The 18,349-nt window shown below is 42.5% G+C and carries 19 protein-coding genes; 17 read left to right on the forward strand and 2 right to left on the reverse strand.

What is annotated here, in order from left to right; translation table 11 throughout:
• Positions 1-10: 10 nt before the first annotated feature.
• Positions 11-937, forward strand: coding sequence for a branched-chain amino acid transaminase (locus tag AC07E5_RS02420; protein WP_004975074.1), 927 nt, complete (start codon positions 11-13; stop codon positions 935-937).
• A 140-nt stretch (positions 938-1,077) separates the two neighbouring features.
• Here the strand turns inward: AC07E5_RS02420 and tnpA are convergent, their stop codons facing one another.
• Positions 1,078-1,491 carry an IS200/IS605 family transposase gene (gene tnpA, locus AC07E5_RS02425; RefSeq protein ID WP_286395957.1) on the reverse strand — a complete coding sequence of 138 codons (414 nt, stop codon included), beginning with the start codon at positions 1,489-1,491 and terminating at the stop codon, positions 1,078-1,080.
• Between the two features lie 514 nt (positions 1,492-2,005).
• On the opposite strand from tnpA, the gene AC07E5_RS02430 reads away from it, so the two are divergent.
• From AC07E5_RS02430 to der, 16 genes are all read left to right on the forward strand, one after another.
• Positions 2,006-2,536: a hypothetical protein gene (locus AC07E5_RS02430; protein WP_104852478.1), complete on the forward strand. Its 531-nt coding sequence runs from the start codon at positions 2,006-2,008 to the stop codon at positions 2,534-2,536.
• A 98-nt stretch (positions 2,537-2,634) separates the two neighbouring features.
• On the forward strand, positions 2,635-3,351 hold the full coding sequence (locus AC07E5_RS02435) for a fimbrial biogenesis chaperone (RefSeq protein WP_104852477.1): 717 nt from the start codon (positions 2,635-2,637) through the stop codon (positions 3,349-3,351).
• 3 nt (positions 3,352-3,354) lie between these two features.
• The gene (locus AC07E5_RS02440; protein ID WP_416652110.1) at positions 3,355-5,664 is read left to right on the forward strand and encodes a fimbria/pilus outer membrane usher protein; all 2,310 of its coding nucleotides are present in this window, start codon (positions 3,355-3,357) and stop codon (positions 5,662-5,664) included.
• A gap of 31 nt (positions 5,665-5,695) precedes the next feature.
• Positions 5,696-6,121, forward strand: a complete 426-nt coding sequence (locus tag AC07E5_RS02445; RefSeq protein WP_096901522.1) for a hypothetical protein — start codon at positions 5,696-5,698, stop codon at positions 6,119-6,121.
• A gap of 261 nt (positions 6,122-6,382) precedes the next feature.
• Complete coding sequence (locus AC07E5_RS02450; protein WP_498624560.1) at positions 6,383-7,666, forward strand: glycosyltransferase family 4 protein; 1,284 nt, start codon at positions 6,383-6,385, stop codon at positions 7,664-7,666.
• A 25-nt stretch (positions 7,667-7,691) separates the two neighbouring features.
• On the forward strand, positions 7,692-8,243 hold the full coding sequence (locus tag AC07E5_RS02455) for a phosphatase PAP2 family protein (RefSeq protein WP_004975087.1): 552 nt from the start codon (positions 7,692-7,694) through the stop codon (positions 8,241-8,243).
• 101 nt (positions 8,244-8,344) lie between these two features.
• Entirely contained in the window at positions 8,345-8,545 is a 201-nt protein-coding gene (iscX, locus tag AC07E5_RS02460) for a Fe-S cluster assembly protein IscX (RefSeq protein WP_004975089.1), read from the forward strand.
• A 161-nt stretch (positions 8,546-8,706) separates the two neighbouring features.
• Complete coding sequence (gene ndk, locus AC07E5_RS02465; RefSeq protein ID WP_498624561.1) at positions 8,707-9,138, forward strand: nucleoside-diphosphate kinase; 432 nt, start codon at positions 8,707-8,709, stop codon at positions 9,136-9,138.
• A gap of 136 nt (positions 9,139-9,274) precedes the next feature.
• Complete coding sequence (gene rlmN / locus AC07E5_RS02470) at positions 9,275-10,507, forward strand: dual-specificity RNA methyltransferase RlmN (protein WP_004975094.1); 1,233 nt, start codon at positions 9,275-9,277, stop codon at positions 10,505-10,507.
• 75 nt (positions 10,508-10,582) lie between these two features.
• Positions 10,583-11,371, forward strand: a complete 789-nt coding sequence (pilW, locus tag AC07E5_RS02475) for a type IV pilus biogenesis/stability protein PilW (protein WP_371971077.1) — start codon at positions 10,583-10,585, stop codon at positions 11,369-11,371.
• On the forward strand, positions 11,362-12,171 hold the full coding sequence (locus AC07E5_RS02480; protein ID WP_004975098.1) for a helix-turn-helix domain-containing protein: 810 nt from the start codon (positions 11,362-11,364) through the stop codon (positions 12,169-12,171). Before pilW ends, AC07E5_RS02480 begins: the two co-directional genes overlap by 10 nt.
• Positions 12,172-12,193: 22 nt before the next feature.
• Positions 12,194-13,315 carry a flavodoxin-dependent (E)-4-hydroxy-3-methylbut-2-enyl-diphosphate synthase gene (gene ispG, locus AC07E5_RS02485; RefSeq protein WP_131260758.1) on the forward strand — a complete coding sequence of 374 codons (1,122 nt, stop codon included), beginning with the start codon at positions 12,194-12,196 and terminating at the stop codon, positions 13,313-13,315.
• Between the two features lie 3 nt (positions 13,316-13,318).
• The gene (gene hisS / locus AC07E5_RS02490) at positions 13,319-14,614 is read left to right on the forward strand and encodes a histidine--tRNA ligase (protein WP_004975101.1); all 1,296 of its coding nucleotides are present in this window, start codon (positions 13,319-13,321) and stop codon (positions 14,612-14,614) included.
• A 30-nt stretch (positions 14,615-14,644) separates the two neighbouring features.
• A complete protein-coding gene (locus AC07E5_RS02495) occupies positions 14,645-15,346 on the forward strand; it encodes a YfgM family protein (RefSeq protein WP_004975103.1) in 702 nt (233 codons plus the stop codon).
• The gene (gene bamB, locus AC07E5_RS02500; protein WP_180079997.1) at positions 15,346-16,494 is read left to right on the forward strand and encodes an outer membrane protein assembly factor BamB; all 1,149 of its coding nucleotides are present in this window, start codon (positions 15,346-15,348) and stop codon (positions 16,492-16,494) included. The genes AC07E5_RS02495 and bamB overlap by 1 nt, the downstream gene beginning before the upstream one ends.
• A 218-nt stretch (positions 16,495-16,712) precedes the next feature.
• Positions 16,713-18,125: a ribosome biogenesis GTPase Der gene (der, locus tag AC07E5_RS02505; RefSeq protein WP_498624562.1), complete on the forward strand. Its 1,413-nt coding sequence runs from the start codon at positions 16,713-16,715 to the stop codon at positions 18,123-18,125.
• A 128-nt stretch (positions 18,126-18,253) separates the two neighbouring features.
• Here the strand turns inward: der and AC07E5_RS02510 are convergent.
• On the reverse strand, positions 18,254-18,349 hold a 96-nt coding region (locus AC07E5_RS02510; protein WP_143242124.1), incomplete at its 5' end, for a transposase domain-containing protein.

The following is an 18,349-nucleotide window of genomic DNA, read 5'->3' on the forward strand; positions in this document are numbered from 1 at the left end:
AGTGTGTGCCATGAATTTGGCTGATCGTGATGGTTTTATTTGGCAAGATGGACAATTGGTTGACTGGCGTGATGCAAAAATTCACGTCTTAACGCATACCTTACACTACAGTATGGGTGTGTTTGAGGGTGTCCGCGCTTATGAAACGCCAAACGGAACTGCGATTTTCCGTCTTCAGGACCATACTAAGCGTTTGTTAAACTCTGCAAAAATCTATCAAATGAAAGTACCATTTGATCAAGCAGCTTTAGAACAGGCGCAAATTGATGTGGTACGTGAAAACAAACTTTCATCGTGCTATTTACGTCCATTAATTTGGATTGGTTCTGAAAAACTGGGTATTGCTGCAACCAATAACACCATTCATGCCGCTGTTGCGGCTTGGGGTTGGGGTGCATACTTGGGTGAAGAAGCGATGGCTAAAGGTATTCGCGTTAAAACTTCATCGTTTACGCATCACCATCCAAACGTGACTATGTGTAAAGCCAAAGCTTCTGGTAACTACACTTTGTCTATTCTTGCACACCAAGAAGTAGCGCAAGCAGGCTATGATGAAGCGATGTTGATGGACCCACAAGGTTATGTATGCCAAGGTTCTGGCGAAAACGTATTCTTAATTAAAGATGGCGTTTTACATACACCAGACATCGCAGGCGGTGCTTTAGATGGTATTACGCGTCAAACGGTGATCACCATTGCTAAAGACTTGGGGTATGAAGTAGTTGAACGCCGTATTACGCGTGATGAATTCTACATTGCCGATGAAGCCTTCTTTACAGGTACAGCAGCAGAAGTTACCCCAATTCGTGAATACGATGACCGTGTAATTGGCTGTGGTTCACGTGGCCCAATTACCACTGAAATTCAAAAAACTTTCTTTGACGCAGTTCAAGGCAAGAATGACAAATATGCACATTGGTTGACTTACGTTAAATAAGTCAGGCGTGTGTACCTGAGTTAAGATGATTGACTCAGGTGTGATGACCCCGTTCAGGCAATGGTTTGAATGGGGTTTTATCCGTTGGAGTGTAAAACCTCGGGGTTCAGCCCGAGGATATAAGCGACTGGCGTAAGCCATTAATGCGGTGTTTGCTGTTGCTGAATATAGTGTTTAATAATTCCGATTGGCGCACCTCCGCATGACGCAGCGAAGTAACTTGGAGACCACAGGGCATTGCCCCATAGCTTGTTTTTAATGTCAGGGTGTTTGGTTCTTAGAATGCGACTGGAAGCACCCTTTAAACTATTTACTAAGCTAGAAATTGCTATTTTAAGTGGGTAGTTCACAAGCAGATGAACATGATCATGTTCACCATCAAACTCTACCAACTCAGCTTCAAAGTCTAAGCAGACACGTTCAAATACTTCACGCATCGTTTCAAGCATGGCATTGGTGAAAACATCTCTACGATATTTCGCCACAAATACCAAGTGAACGTGCATATTAAAAACACAGTGACGACCTGTTCTAATTTCTTGACTATTTTTCATAGCGAAGGGCAATCCCTGTAATTGGTGAGATTTGATGTTAAAAAACGCTCAATCTGTCGAATGTGATAGGAGATAGTGAATCAAATACGTGAAAAGTGTAGTAAAAATTAGACTAGAAACCGAATTTTGACCATTCTTTCAAAAATAAATCCACTCAAAATGTAACAAAAGTTAAAATAAAAATGTTATTAAAGTTAAATAAAAACAATGTGTTGGTTTAAATGTAAATAAATATATATTTTTCATTATCCCTAAAATTTGGATCACAAATTTTGGGGAGTGAGCTGCTCCCTAGTTTTTTGCGATGTCATTTAAAACAGTACTTTAATCTCGTAATTTGCTGAAATTCAAAGTTTATTAAAAATTGTGTGAAATGGGGCGTATAGATGGATTTTTGTGAGAAATACCTAAAATGAAGAAACTTGCTAAGGATTGAGTTTCAATAATTCTAACGATATCTCAAGCGAGTGAATGATTAAAAAATGGTTTTTTATAAGAGTTATGGAGAAGTGACATGTCTAAATTTATTAAAACTGCTGCTGCTTTGATTGTTTTCGGAGCTTTTTCAACGGTAACAATGGCGGGTAGTAATCATCATCCTAAACCAGACCCTAAGCCAACCCCAGTATGTAACGAAGGGCCATGTACAGGAAGTATTCCAATTCAAGTGATTGTGCCTAAGCGCTGTGAGCTGAAAGTGAAAACACCAAGTATCTCATTAAAAGATGGTGCACAAGCTTCTGGTCAATTTATGGTTGGGGCGAATGCAAACTACAACTTATTGGTCGATACCGACAACCGTGTTGGTGGAGGCAAAACAACCAAATCTGCAGCCAAATCAGGTAATCATGCAGTGGGCTTAACGGTTGAAACCAAACGTGCGGGTTCACCATCTTTGATTCAGTTAAACGATCAGCAAACCAATATTGCGCCAGGCAACAATGGCTGGAGTACTTACAATGTCTTGGTTAAAAGTGACGGTGTAGGTATTTCTAAACCAGCGGGTACCTATACCGATAAATACAACATTCGAGTGTCATTCTAATTCACTTGAACGCAATCTGAATCAGTTGGCTTTACCGACAGGGTGGAGTCAACTTTTTAGTCTAAAGACAAGCGTAATCAGACATTGTTGGGGGATGCATGAAAAAATTATTGAAATATGTGCTGGTCGCAAGTTGTTTATGTGCAGAGGCAGTTTATGCAAATTTGGTGATTTCACCGACTCAAATGTATTTGGGCGATAAAGCACGACAGCGCAGTGCAACAGTAGTCATGGAAGCCACCGATCTTACTGAACCGAAAAGCTTTGAAATGTCTGCCTACAAATGGTCGCAAAATGCACAGGGTGAAGATGTGCTAGAACCAGAACAAGACATCTTAATTAATCCTAAAAACTTTGTTTTACAACCGAATGCACAACAAGTGATACGCGTAGGTTTTAGCCGACCACTTTCTAAGGAAGAAATGGCGCAAGAAAAAACTTGGCGTATTGTTTTTAAAGAAATTGCCCCTGTGGTGGAAGAAGACGCTCTCCAATTTTTATTTACGATTTCTGTTCCTTTATTTGTGGGTAAGCAAGATGCCATTCAGGTGACTGCAACCCCGCGTTATCAAAACGACCATTTGTTTTTAGAGATAGAAAATCATGCTGCATCGCATGTGCAAATTTCTTCAATCAGCATTTTAAACCAACAAAAACAACCCATCGCAACCACACGTGAAATGAAATATTTGTTAAATCAACAAAAACACAGCTTTGATATGGGGCAAATCAAACTCAGTGATTTGAAAAATTACATACTCAAACTTGAAACAGATAAAAGTGAGCAAGCCATTGAGTTAAAAATGAAGGGCTAAATCATGCATAGAACTCGACTGTTTTTTGCGCTGCAATGTGTCCTGTGGGGGATACCATTACCCGCCAATGCTGCCAATACTGAAATGGCATTGAATAGTGTCTGGCTAAATGGCGTAGATCGTGTCATTGAAAGTCTAGTGTTGCAGCAGGATGGGCAACGCTATATGGAATGCGAGGTTTTGCAACAACTCGGTTTACAGCAAGACCGTTTACAAAAACACAGCGCACAAACTCAGTTCTGTTCTGTAACCACCAATGAAATTCAGTCTGAGCAAGATTTTGCGCTGCAAGCGATTAAATTAACTGTACCTGCCAGCTATTTTATAGATGCACAATTGAGCCAAACCCATGCGATTCCGTCTAAAGCAGAGTTGGGCGGTTTTTTAAATTATGATGTGCTGTATGCACGTTATGATAATTACAATGAATTAAATGGCTTGGCGGAGCTTGGTATTTTTAAAGATTACTGGATTTTTAAAAATGGCATGATGTATCGCAAAGAGGCAGAACAAGATCAAGATAAGCTGCTGCGTTTGAATACCAGTTTTGAAATAGAATTTCCATCTCGTTATCAGCGTTTAACTTTGGGTGATAACACTAGCGTTTACAATCCTTTATTAGATACATTCAGATTTGGTGGTGTGTCTTTTGGTTCAAATTTTAGCAGTTATCCAGACTTTATTTATTGGAATGTACCCACCTTAAGAGGCAGTGCTGTACTGCCATCCACCGTCGATTTATACATTAATGGCATCAATTTATATCAGCAACAAGTGACGCCTGGGCACTATACCTTAAATACGGGTGCCAATATTCAGCAGTCGGGCGAGGCGCAAGTGGTGGTGGAAGATGTATTGGGAAATCGTACCGTGCAATCTTTTCCAGTTTATGTCACCACGCAACTACTCAAACCAGGACTGAACGAATACAACTTTTCTGCAGGAAAGCTGCGTTATGACTACGACTACGTGTCGGATGATTATCGGGAGTTTTTTGGCAACCTTTATTTCAGACGTGGAATTACAGACAGCACGACTTTAGGAACCAATTTAAGTTATAGCAAAGATATGCAGAATGTCGGGTTGCTATGGACGCAATCTCTCAGTAAATATGCCTTGTTAGATACGCATGCTGCGTCTAGCCACAGTGATTGGGGCGATGGTTATACCTTTGGCGCTTCGTTAAGCCGTAATGGAAGTCGGCTTGCACTTGGTGCAAGTCATAAATACTACAGTCCTGAATATCGTGGTTTGGGTTATAGCGATATGACGCAAACAGTGGAATACGACAACTTAGCTTATGTCAGTATTTTCAATATTCCTTTCATTAATACCTTAAATGTGAACTATCTAGAGCGCCGTTATCATCCCAACGCAATAAATAGCTTTGCAGATAGTCAAATGCTTACAGTCGGTTTTTCTCGTATGTTTGGGCGTCAAACTTCACTGTCGTTTTCTTATTATAAAGATTTGAAAATGCAGGATAGCGACGGGGCATATTTAACGCTGAATTATCAATTTGACCAACGTCGCAGCGCGCAGCTTTCACATAATTTTGATGAGCAAACTCAGTTGCGTTATGCACAGAGCAGCCTGACGCAAAATGGTGTGGATTACACCCTTGCTGTGCGTCACCAACAAGCTGAAGGGGATGTCGGAGTAAATGCCTATACCGCCCTGAAAATGCCGATGGGAAATTTATATTTAAGCCACGATGAAAGTGAGAGCTTTAGCTACAGTCAAGCCAATTATCAGGGTGCAGTAGTGTGGTTAGACCGTAAATGGGCCATGACCAAATATGTAGACAATGCTTTTGCTTTGGTGAATGTTGGCGATATTCCAAATGTGGAAGTGCAGCGTGCCTTAACACCTGTTGGTAAAACCAATCAACACGGCTATGCGTTTGTGCATGACATTGTGCCTTACGTCAATTACGACGTGTCTTTTGATCAAGACCAGTTAGATATGTATGACAGCTTTGAATATTCAAGCCAAAAAGTGATTGGCATGAATCAACGTGGCTATAAAGTGAATTTCCCTGTTCAGCGTACAGGTTTGATCATATTGCGTTTACTTACGCCCGATCAGCAGACCTTTGTGCAGGGCAGTGAAGTGTATTTAAGTGATGATGCAACTGAATTTGTACCTGTGGGCAGCGATGGAAAAGTACATTTATATGGTGTGAAAGCAGGCAGTTATATGCTTAAGGTTAAAACCAAAGGTGGAAAAGTTTGCCATAGTTCACTTGAAGTCCCTCAACTTAAAGCAGGCACTGTTCCACAAACCAGACAATTGGATTTGATTTGTCAGTAATTATATCAGCAGGATGATTGAGGATGAGAACATGAAAAGATTAGGGATGGTAAAAAAATTAAGTCTAGTGCTGTGTGGATGCTGGATTTGTTTTCCTGCACAGGCTTGCACCATTGGTTCAGTCAGTGAATCTTTATTGCAAATGAGCTCACAATACCGTAGCCAGACCGCAACCAGTTTTAATGTGCGCTGTGACCGTGGTTATAGCATTCAGTTCAGCAGTCGTAATTTACGTGACAAACATGGCAGCAGCTTTGTGAATAATGGTTCACACCGTTTACGCACCAGTATGAGTATTATGGGAGCAAAAACAAATTTGTGGAACACGCCTATAGCAGGGCATGTTTCTACGACAGGACATAAATACAGTGTCGCGGTACGCTTGGATGAACAACCGAGTTTGACAACGCCAGCAGGGCGTTATACCGATGAGTTGTATATTAATTTACTTTTTTAGAGGGCTTAGATGTGCGGCAGTTCCAGACAAAATGCGCCGCGGATCAGGTATTCAGCAAACAAGATATTCAGCAGGCAGGTAGACAATATCTGCTTTTTTTATCTATTTTTTGCTGAATGACAGCAAAGGATATACATAAAACTAGGTATGAGTGGTCATCTAGTTGTTTAAAAAATGACAAATGTGTCACCAAAGCATCATATTACTGCAATGCTGCTGCTCTATGCTAGCAAGCATAAAATAAGAATTGAGCATAAGGCGATGAGCAATGTATTGGCAAAGCAGAGCAGTAAATTAGAGCGTTACAGCGATGCATTTAAATTTCATTTCAAACAAGATCAAAAACAAAAAAGCAGCCAGCCTACCTCTGAACTCTCAGACCTTGTCCGCCCACGTTTAAAAATTGCCCTTGTAACAGAAACTTGGCCACCTGAAATTAATGGTGTGGCACGTTCACTGTTGCAGCTTTGCAAAGGATTGCAGGAACTTGGACACAAAATTTTATTGATTCGCCCTGAACAAAAACAAGCCTGCACTCAATTCCAACCGTATCAAGAATGTCTGGTAAAAGCACAAGCCATTCCTAAATATCATAATTTACAATTTGGCTGGCCGCAGTGGTCTAAACTTTCGCAGGCTTTAGATGAGTTTCAACCTGATGTGGTGCATATCGTCACTGAAGGTCCTTTGGGTCTAGCTAGTTTACAAATTGCAAAGTCCAAAAATATTCCAATATCGAGTGGTTTTCACTCTGCTTTTCAGGATTTTAGCCGTTTTTTCGATTTGGCATTTTTACTCAAACCCATTCAGCACTATCTAAAATGGTTTCATAACAATACATCGCTGACTTGTGTGCCAAGTAGCCACACCGAAAAATCATTGCGTCAGTTTGGCGTGCAAGGGCCTTTAGTGGTGGTTGGGCGTGGTGTCGATGTTGAATATTTTTCCCCGTATTTTCGTTCGACCCAACTGCGAGCAAGCTGGGGTGCGAGTGAAAATACGCGGGTGATGTTGTATGTAGGGCGTTTATCACCTGAAAAAGAAGTCAATCTTATTATTAATGCCTATCAGCGTATGCCAAAAAATACCGAACAGCCTGTGAAATTGGTGATTGTTGGAGATGGGCCAGACCGTGAACGTTTAGAAGCCATGAACGCTCAGGGAGATATCATTTTTACAGGTAGTTTAAGTGGCACAGCACTTGCACAAGCCTATGCCAGTGCCGATGTGTTTGCTTTTGCCAGTCAGGTCGAAACCTTTGGCAATGTCGTGTTAGAAGCTATGGCCAGTGGCTTGCCTGTCATTGCTTATGACTATGCTTGCGCACGTTTACATCTAAAACCGAATGAAACAGGCTGGTTGAGTCCACTCGGTCAGCCAGAAGATTTGGTCGGTCATATCCACCGACTTCCCGATCTTACAACCCTTAGACAGATGGGCGAACACGCCCGCAAAGCGACTTTAAATATTGGCTGGCAGTATCCAGTCCAACAATTTGAGCAGGCGTTATATCAGGTGGCGAAGGAGCTACACATGCCATCTTAGCTATACGCCAAAGAGGAGAGAACTGATGAAGTTTAAAAATGCAAAAATAAGAATGCTGGATCTCGACTTAAAAGGCTGTTTGTATCTTAACCATTTTTCCCACTCTCAGCGGGTGGCACAATTTTTTAAAGTTATTAGCCGTTTGGGCGATGGTGTGTTCTGGTATGTCATGCTCGCAAGTGCATGGATGATGCAGGGCATTGGTTATAGTTTACAAATTATTTATCTGTTGTTAGGCGGATCTGTCGGCACAGGTATTTATAAATATTTAAAACAAAAAACCGTCCGTCCACGTCCGTATCAGGTACACCAAGTGATCCGTTTGGGTGAACGTCCCTTAGATCATTTTAGCTTCCCATCAGGTCACACTTTGCATGCAGTCATGACCACAACGGTTTTGGGTTATATCCAGCCAGTATTGTTGATGTTGATGTTGCCCTTTACGATTTTGGTGGCCGTTTCCCGTATGATTTTAGGCTTGCACTATCCGAGTGATGTGGCAGTCGGGGCGATGATTGGCGGTTCAGTGGCGAGTGCGATTATTTTGGCTGCACCTTATGTAAATATTGTTTTATAAGCTTGGATAAAACCAAATCGAAAATTCAGTGCAGTAATGGCAGGCAGCCCATGCGAAATTTGTTAAAGTAGTCGCTGTCTTGACTAGAATAGGGAATACACATGGGTTTACGTTGGACGGACAGCATCGACATTGCCATTGAGTTATATGAGGCGCATCCCGATGTCGATCCGCAATGGATTCGTTTTACCGATTTGCACGCTTGGGTCTGTGCTTTGCCAGAGTTTCAAGATGATCCTGAAAAATCGACTGAAGGCATCTTAGAAGCCATTCAAATGGCGTGGATTGACGAAGCACGTTAATCTAGCGGTGTGAAGCAAGATTGATTTGCCGATCAAGGTCCTGCACAATGCGCTTCATATCGAAAAAAGCAATTTTTTTACACATCAAAAGCAGAAAATAGCCCATTATTCGGTATAATGCGGCAAAATTTTCGCGTCAACATTGACTTAAGGAGCCAATCATGGCTATTGAACGTACTTTATCTATCGTAAAACCAGATGCTGTTGCTAAAAACCACATCGGTGACATCTTTGCTCGTTTCGAAAAAGCTGGTCTTAAAATCGTTGCGACTAAAATGAAACACCTTTCTCGAGCTGAAGCTGAAGGCTTCTACGCTGAGCACAAAGAACGTGGTTTCTTTGGTGACCTAGTTGCGTTCATGACTTCTGGTCCAGTCGTTGTTTCAGTTCTTGAAGGTGAAAACGCAGTTCTTGCTCACCGTGAAATTTTAGGTGCAACAAACCCTAAAGAAGCTGCACCTGGTACAATCCGTGCAGATTTCGCTGTAAGCATCGATGAAAACGCTGCTCACGGTTCAGACTCAGTTGCATCTGCAGAGCGTGAAGTAAACTACTTCTTTGCTCAAACTGAAGTTTGCCCACGTACTCGTTAATACGCAGTATTCAAACCAGATAAGTGTTATTATGCTTATCTGGTTTTTTATTCTCCGATTTTTATTTTCTGAATAAACCTTTGCTCACCTCTTGAGCTTCTCCTTTCATCTTTAGACATGGTTTAGGTATACACACATGAGTACAGAAGTCCTCGCTGCATCTGCGACAGATGTTCAGCAAGCATCTGCGTCCGCTCCTGCACAGTCTGCGACTGCAGAGAAAGTGAATCTCCTTGGCATGTCACGTCCACAAATGGAAAAATTCTTTGAAGATTTAGGCGAGAAGAAATTCCGTGCAGGGCAGGTGATGAAATGGATTCACCAGTTTTTTGTCACAGATTTTGCCGAAATGACCAATATTTCAGGCAAGTTACGTGAAAAACTGGAAAAGATTTGTGAAATTAAAGCGCCTGAAGTGGTGCATAAAAATTATTCTAAAGACGGTACCCGTAAGTGGGTATTCCGTGTGGGTGATGGTGAAGGCTCATTGGTCGAAACCGTTCTGATTCCTGCCGAAGACAAAACTGGCTCACGTAAAACCCTGTGTATTTCATCGCAAGTGGGTTGTGCACTGGACTGTTCATTTTGTTCTACGGGTAAACAAGGTTTTCAGCGTGACCTAACCCAAGCCGAAATTATTGGTCAGTTGTGGATGGCAAACTATTCCTATATGGAAGATGTGCCTGTGATTGAACGTGAGCGTTCTGTGACCAACGTGGTGATGATGGGTATGGGCGAACCGTTGTTGAATTACGATGCCGTCTTGAACGCCATGCGCATTATGCTAGATGACTTTGCTTATGGCATGTCTAAGCGTCGTGTGACTTTATCGACTTCGGGTGTTGTACCTAAAATTGACCAATTGGCACAAGATATTGATGTGGCTTTGGCAATTTCTTTGCACGCCACCAATAACGAACTGCGTGATGAACTTGTTCCAATCAATAAAAAATATCCATTGGAACAATTAATCGCAGCTTGTCAGCGTTATATTGGCAAAGATGGCAACGAAAGTGCGCGTAAACACGTGACCATTGAATATGTCATGTTAGATGGTGTAAATGACCATCCTGAACATGCGCAGCAAATGATTAAGCTACTCAAGAACCTGCCAAGCAAGATTAATTTGATTCCATTTAACCCATTTCCGCACGCGCCGTATGGACGTTCAAGCCGAAATCGAATTATTTCTTTCCAAAAAACTTTGTCTGATGCAGGTTTTGTGTGTACGATTCGTCAGACACGTGGTGATGATATTGATGCCGCGTGTGGGCAATTGGTCGGACAAGTGGCAGACCGCACCCGCCGTGCCGAACAGTGGAAAAAGAAAGTTGCAGCGCAAAATGAAATCATACGCTCGCAAGGATAATGACTTTTATAGATAAGTAACTTGCATCGAACGAAGACGCAAAGGGGATGTCCATTGAATAAGCCTGTATTTAAAATCGCACAAATTACAACTGTTTGTATTTCGGCAATTTTTGCTGCAGCTTGTCAAACCACAGCTCCAACCTTAGGGCAAAAAGACCCTGAAAAAGCGGTGCAAGTACGTACGCAGTTGGCAGCAGAATACTTAAAAAATGGCGATTTAGACTCAGCCAAACGCGCACTTGATCAAGCTTTGGAAAGCGATTCACGTGATTCCACCGCTAATATGATGATGGGCGTGTTGCTGCAACAAGAAGGCAGCAAGCTGAATTTAGAAAAAGCCGATGCGTATTTTAAGCGTGCCATTGCCGCTGACCCAAAAAATGCACAAGCGCGTAACAACTATGGTACGTATTTATATCAAGTAGAACGCTATAATGATGCGATTGAGCAGCTCAGTATTGCAGGTGCAACACTGGGTTATGATCAACGCTTTAGAGCATTGGAAAATGTAGGTCGTATTTACTTGAAATTAGGCGATATAGAGAATGCCGAAAAGTCATTCAAACAAGCCTTGCAAGCCAATCGCGATTCTTATGTTTCAATGTTAGAGTTGTCGGAAATTTTATATTTAAGACAACAATTTGCACCCGCGCGACAATTGTATGAACAATTTGTACGTGCTGTGGGGCAAAAAAATCAGGGTGCGCGTGCCTTATGGATTGGGATTCGTTTAGCACGTGCCAATGGCGATCAATTGGGAACTCAGGTTTTAGTGAACCAGCTGCGTGCATTATTTCCCAATAGCCAAGAATACCAACGTTATTTGCAATTACAGTACAGTACTGAGGCCGTATGGAAGTAAATCCTAATTCACCGCAACCCACACAGGGGACAACGCCTGTACCCCATGCATTAGGAAATGTTCAACGTCCAGGTGAGTACCTTCGTCAAATTCGCGTCAATCAAAAACGCGAACTGGATGATGTTTCAAAAGATTTGAAAATTCCATTAAAAACGCTAATGGCGCTAGAGCAAGACGAATATACCGCTTTGCCTGAAGCGACCTTTATTAAAGGTTATTATCGTACCTATGCCAAATATTTACAGGTCGATGCTTCAGCCATTATTCAGCGTTTTGATGAAATTTATGCCAACGATACAGGGTTGTTGCCAAATCACGCCTTGAACAATTCACCCATCAAAATTATGGGAAAACTGCCAGGCTCTAACCGCGATCGCAATAAAAAGTGGCTCACACGTATCGCTGTGATTGTGGCGGTATTGCTGTTGTTGTGGGCATTGGTCGCGCTAATTCAAAACTGGATGTCGTCTGGTCAAGAGGGTGCAGAACCTGAAATTGCAGTACTGCAATCCGATGTGCAAATCATTTCTGACAATGCGACAGGCAGCACGCCTGCACTTGCTTCGGGCGATCAGCTGAATTTGCAATTTGCTCGTCCAACTTCAGTGCATATTGTTGACTCTGCTGGCAATGTTTTAGCGACAGGACGTCAAGCCTCTACTTTAAATTTACAAGGCGAAGCCCCATTTCAAATTCGCTTAGATGATGCGACTGCTGTGTCATTAAGTTTGAACAATGAGTCGATTTCATTATCGCCATATACTGTGAACGGAAAAGCAGAATTCCGTTTATCTCGATAATGCAGCAAGGTAGAGCGATATCATGATTGTAAATCCAATTCAACGCCGTCCGACCCGTAAAATTCGTGTGGGTTCTGTCTATGTGGGTGGTGATGCGCCCATTAGCATCCAAAGTATGACCAATACGGAAACCTGCGATGTTGCTGCAACCGTGGCGCAAATTCAGCGTTGTGTAGATGCGGGCGTAGACATCATGCGTGTTTCTGTACCGACCATGGAAGCCGCAGCTGCATTTGGTGAAATTCGTAAGCAAGTATCTGTGCCGTTGGTGGCAGACATTCACTTTGACTATAAAATTGCGTTGGCAGTTGCTGATGCGGGTGCAGACTGTTTGCGGATTAACCCGGGTAATATTGGTTCGGAAGCTAAAATTCGTGAAGTCGTAGCTGCTGCCAAACATCATGATATTTCTATGCGGATTGGTGTGAATGCGGGATCGCTAGAAAAAGATATTCAGAAAAAATATGGCGAGCCGACAGGCGCAGCATTGCTAGAATCTGCCATGCGTCATATTGATATTTTAGACCGTCTAGATTTTCAGGAATTTAAAGTTTCAGTCAAAGCATCGAATGTGTTTTTAACCATGGATGCTTATCGTTTGTTATCACAACAAATTGATAATCCATTACATTTGGGCGTAACTGAAGCAGGTATTTACCGTACAGGTACCGTAAAATCTGCAATTGCTTTGGGCGGTCTGCTCATGGAAGGCATTGGCGATACCATGCGTATTTCACTTGCGGCAGAACCTGAAGATGAAGTTAAAATCGGTTTTGATATTCTAAAATCTTTAGGTTTACGCTCTAACGGGATTAACTTTATTGCCTGCCCAAGCTGTTCACGTCAGGAATTTAACGTCATTTCTGTAATGCAGGCATTGGAGGAGCGTTTAGAAGATATTCGTACTCCAATGGATGTATCGGTCATTGGTTGTAAAGTGAATGGCCCGGGCGAAGCTAAAGAAGCTGATATTGGTGTGGTGGGCGCAAGTCCGCGTTCATTGGTTTATCGTAATGGTGAAAAGAGCCATTTAATTGATACCAATCAACTCGTTGATGAAATCGAAAGCATGGTTCGTCAGCGTGTTACAGAGCTTGAAGAAGCTAAATCTAAAGAGATTATTCGTACAAATTTTTCTGAGTAAGTCATGAGTTCAATTGTTGCAATTAAAGGTTTTAATGACATTCTTCCAACGCAAACACCTGCGTGGAGACGTCTAGAGCAACATTTAGCATCTTTAATGGATGCTTATGGTTATCAACAAATTCGTTTGCCAATGGTTGAGCAAACCAATTTGTTTAAGCGTTCAATTGGTGATGCGACCGATATCGTCGAAAAAGAAATGTACACATTCTTAGACAAGGGCAATCCGCCTGAGTCTTTGACTTTGCGTCCTGAAGGAACTGCAGGTTGTGTACGTGCCATGTTAGAGCACAATTTGCTACGTGGTGCGACACCGCGCGTGTGGTATATCGGCCCAATGTTCCGTTATGAAAAACCACAAAAAGGTCGTTATCGTCAATTCCATCAATTTGGTGTGGAAACTTTTGGTGTTGCAACACCAGATATGGATGCCGAACTTATTTTAATGACTGCGCGTTTATGGAAACGTATGGGCGTTGCCGATAAAGTCCGCTTAGAGTTGAATACCTTAGGTGAGTCGGATGAGCGCGCAGCGTATCGTGCCGCTTTGGTTGAGTTTTTGGAAGCGCACAAAGCCGATTTAGACGAAGATTCACAGCGTCGTTTAAGTACCAATCCACTGCGTATTTTGGACTCGAAAGATGCTAAAACACAAAGCATCCTAGAAAATGCACCAAAATTGCATGATTTTATGGGCGAAGATACGCTGAATCACTTTGCCCAATTACAGCAATATTTAACCGATGCAGGCATTGAGTTTGTGATTAATCAAAAACTGGTACGTGGTTTAGATTATTACAATAAAACCGTTTTTGAATGGACAACCACGCATTTAGGTTCGCAAGGCACAGTTTGTGCAGGCGGGCGCTATGATGGTTTGGTTGGGCAGTTGAAGGGTAAGGCAGATCAGTCCGTACCTGCCGTGGGCTTCGCCATGGGCATTGAGCGTTTATTGTTGTTGCTTGAACAAGTCGAAGACAATACGCCTGTACGTGATTGTGAAGTATTCTTGTTGGCAGATCCAACAACTCAAGGCAAGGCGTTGGTTTTAGCTGAGCAAATTCGTGACCAATTCGAACAAGCGGGCAGCCAGATTCGCTTAAAAGTTGGTTCACAAGGCTCAATGAAAAGCCAAATGAAAAAAGCCGATCAATCAGGTGCAATCTATGCCTTGATTTTTGGTGAGCGCGAAGCGGAAGCACAGCAATTGGCAGTGAAAACCTTGGCAACTGCTGAGCAAACGACTGTTGCAGTGACCAAAATTGTGCCTTTCATCATTGAAAAATTTTCTTCACAATAAGCCAAATAACATAAGGAAAAGGGTAATCCAATGAGCGCATTGAGTGATGACGAACAACTTGATAGTTTAAAATCGTTTGCGAAAAAATATGGTTCAGCCATGATTAGCGGGATTTTAATTGCGTTGATTGCCTTTTTCGGATGGCAATATTGGCAGAAAAAAACCTTGGCAGAGCAGCAAATGAATACTGCTAAAGTGCAACAACTGATGGATGATGCACGTACAGCAGAAGGCAATCCAGATGCCTTCAGTCAATTGTCTGCAACTGCCGATAAAATTGTGAAAGAAGCCCCTGATTCTGCGCAAGCTATTCAAACTCAATTCTTAATGGCTAAACTCGCTTACGATCAGCAAGATTTTGCTGCCGCAGAAAAAGCCTTAAAGAAAGTTGAAAACTCTAAAGTAAAAGACCAAGGCTTAGTGCAATTGGTTAAGTTGCGTTTGGCTTATGCACAGTTGGCGCAAAAGAAATACGATGAAGCTATTCAAAGTTTGGCCGCGGTGACTGATCCTGCATTTAAAGCGACTGCAGATGAAGCGCGTGGCGATGTTTATGTCGCGAAAAATGACCGTGAAAATGCCCAAAAAGCGTATCAAAGTGCATGGGATACTTTGGTGGAACGTAAACAAGAACGTCAAATTTTACAAATAAAACTCGAAAGTGTTGGTGTTTTGGTGGATGATCCTGAAATTGAACGCCCAGTATTAGACACACAAGTGGATGAGAGCTAATGAATAGAAAGTATAAAATACCGTTTGCACTGACCGTTTTAACCCTTGCTTTGGCGGGGTGTTCCACCAATAAAATTAAAGTTGCAGAAGTTAAGCCAAATCCACTGCCAAAACTTGAGCAAGCTCAAAGTCTAGTTCCTGTATTTTCACAAAGCGTTGCATCGACTACAGCAGCCGATCCACTGCGCCTGCAATTAGATGCCGAAAACGGGGTAATTTATACTGTTGATCCTAAAGGTGAGATGGCTGCCTATCAAGGCAAGCAACGTCTTTGGCAAAAACAAGTGTCTAAGCAAGGCTTAACTGCAGGTGTCAATGCTGCTGATGGCATTGTGGTTGCAGGAAACAGTAAAGGACAATTGTTTGCTTTAGATCAGCAAACAGGTGAGCAAAAGTGGGTTGCACAGTTAACAGGTGCAATTCTTGCGCCATCGTTAATTCAGGCGGGTCGTGTGGTGACTGTAAGTAATGACGGCACGGTATATGCACACAATGCCGAAACAGGTCAGTTGGTGTGGACTTACAACTTGCCAAACGTGCAATTTAGTTTGCGTGGTATGGCTGCACCTGTGGCGCTCGATTCACGTACTGTACTGATTGCTTCTGCAAATGCCTATGTCTATGCACTGGATATTGTTACAGGCGTACCACGTATGCAGCGCCGCGTTGCCATTAGTGAAGGCCGTTCAGACATTCAACGCTTAAATGACATTGATGGCGACCCAGTGGTTGCTGGTCAATTCTTGGTGACCACAAGCTACCAAGGTCAGGTCACCGTATTGGACTTGGCTTCACAACAAGTGATTTGGAGTGAAGATGCAAGCAGTACCAAACGTCCAGAAGTTGCGGGGAATGGTGTATTTGTCAGCACTGCAGATGGTAAAATTGCAGCTTACGAAATCACATCAGGACAAGCACTTTGGGAAAATGACAGTTTGCTCAACCGTCGTTTATCTAATCCTGTGTTGTTTGGACAATATTTAGTGGTCGGTGATTTAGATGGTGTTTTACACCTCATTGATCCAAGCTCAGGGCAACTGGTTGGACGTTCAAAAACCAATGGCGAAGTCCGTTCATTGCGTGTAATTGACAATCAACTCTATGTCGCAACGCAAAAGGGCGCATTAAGCGTTTGGCAGAACCGCTAATTTTGTTCTGACTTTTATGCTAAAATAGTTGTCCGTATTTTTACGCGGGGTAATTGAATCATCAATGCCCCGTGTTTTTATTTAATAGAGTGGTCGATGTTCTCTCTGTCGTTTGCGTGGTCGCAACGCTGAACCCAACATCCATACTCTGTTCTTTCTTCCACAGTTTCGGATGTACAGACCATTGAAACTGACTGATCTTGAATAAAGGTTAATCTATGAAACCCGTAATTGCGCTCATTGGTCGTCCGAACGTCGGAAAATCAACGCTGTTTAACCAGATTACCAAGAGCCGTGATGCACTTGTTGCTGACTTTGCAGGTCTGACACGTGACCGCAAATATGGTGATGCAACCTATCAAAATAAATCTTTCATTGTGGTCGATACTGGCGGTATTGGCGAAAGTGAAGGTGGCATCGACTCTTACATGGCTGAACAATCTAAAACAGCCATCCATGAAGCCGATATGATCATTTTTGTGGTCGATGCACGTGCAGGCTTGTTGGCATCGGATGAGCAAATTGCGCGTGAATTGCGTACTTTGGGCAAAAAAGTATTCTTGGTGGCGAACAAAGTAGATGGCGTACATGCCGAAGCCGCTTTGGTTGAGTTCTTTAAACTGGGTATGGGCGAGCCTTTGCAAGTGGCTGCCAGCCATGGTCGAGGCGTTCAGCAAATGCTGGAAGACGTTTTGGCAGATGTTCCTGAAGATGAAAACCCAGATGCACATGATCAAGACACAGGTTTGCGTTTAGCCATCATTGGACGTCCAAACGTGGGTAAATCGACACTGGTCAATCGTTTATTGGGCGAAGAACGTGTGGTGGCATACGATCAGCCGGGTACGACACGTGACTCAGTCTATATTCCGTTTGAGCGTAATGAACGTAAATTCACCTTAATTGATACTGCAGGTGTGCGTCGTAAAGGTAAGGTCGATGAAATGATCGAGAAATTCTCGATTGTGAAAACCTTGCAAGCCATGAAAGATGCACACGTGGTGGTGATTGTGGTGGATGCGCGTGATGGTATTGTCGAGCAAGATTTACACTTAATTGGTTATGCGCTTGAAGCAGGGCGTGCCATGGTGATCGCGATTAACAAATGGGACAATATGTCCGAATATGATCGCAAACAATGTAAGTTAGATGTTGAGCGTCGTTTTGACTTTATTCCATGGGCAAAAATCCACCTAATTTCTGCCTTGCATGGTACAGGCGTGGGCGATTTATATCCTTCTATTCATCGTGCTTATGAATCATCACACTTAAAAGTGTCACCTGCGAAACTGACTCAAATCTTGAATGATGCAACAGATGCACACCATCCACCCAAAGTGCAAGGTCGCGCCATTAAAATGCGTTATGCACACATGGGTGGACAGAATCCGCCAACCATCGTGATTCATGGTAATAAGGTCGATAAAACACCTGCAGATTACCGTCGTTATTTAGAAAACGTGTTCCGTAAAGTTTATAAGCTAGAAGGTACGCCTGTAAAAATTGAATTTAAAACTTCTGAAAACCCATTTGAAGGACGTAAGTCACAAGTGGATGAACGCACAGCCGCGCGTCGTCGTCGTTATGTGCAGAAGTTTAAGAAAGCCGAGAAGAAGTTCAAGCGAGGCTAAGGCTTAAACTTTGACGTGTTTAATAAAAAATCCCGAATGTAAATTCGGGATTTTTTTTGAGCAACTTAATTTAAATATAGATAGATGTAGAATTAATGTAAGCGTCCGCTGAACCCCATGCCTATTTTTTAATTTGAGTTGGATTTCCAGCGATGTGGTAGTAATTCTTCTATTTGGGTCGCTTTGTGTGTCGGTAACCTTTTCAGCACATCACTTAAATAGGC

It is taken from the genome of Acinetobacter seohaensis (assembly GCF_056431365.1).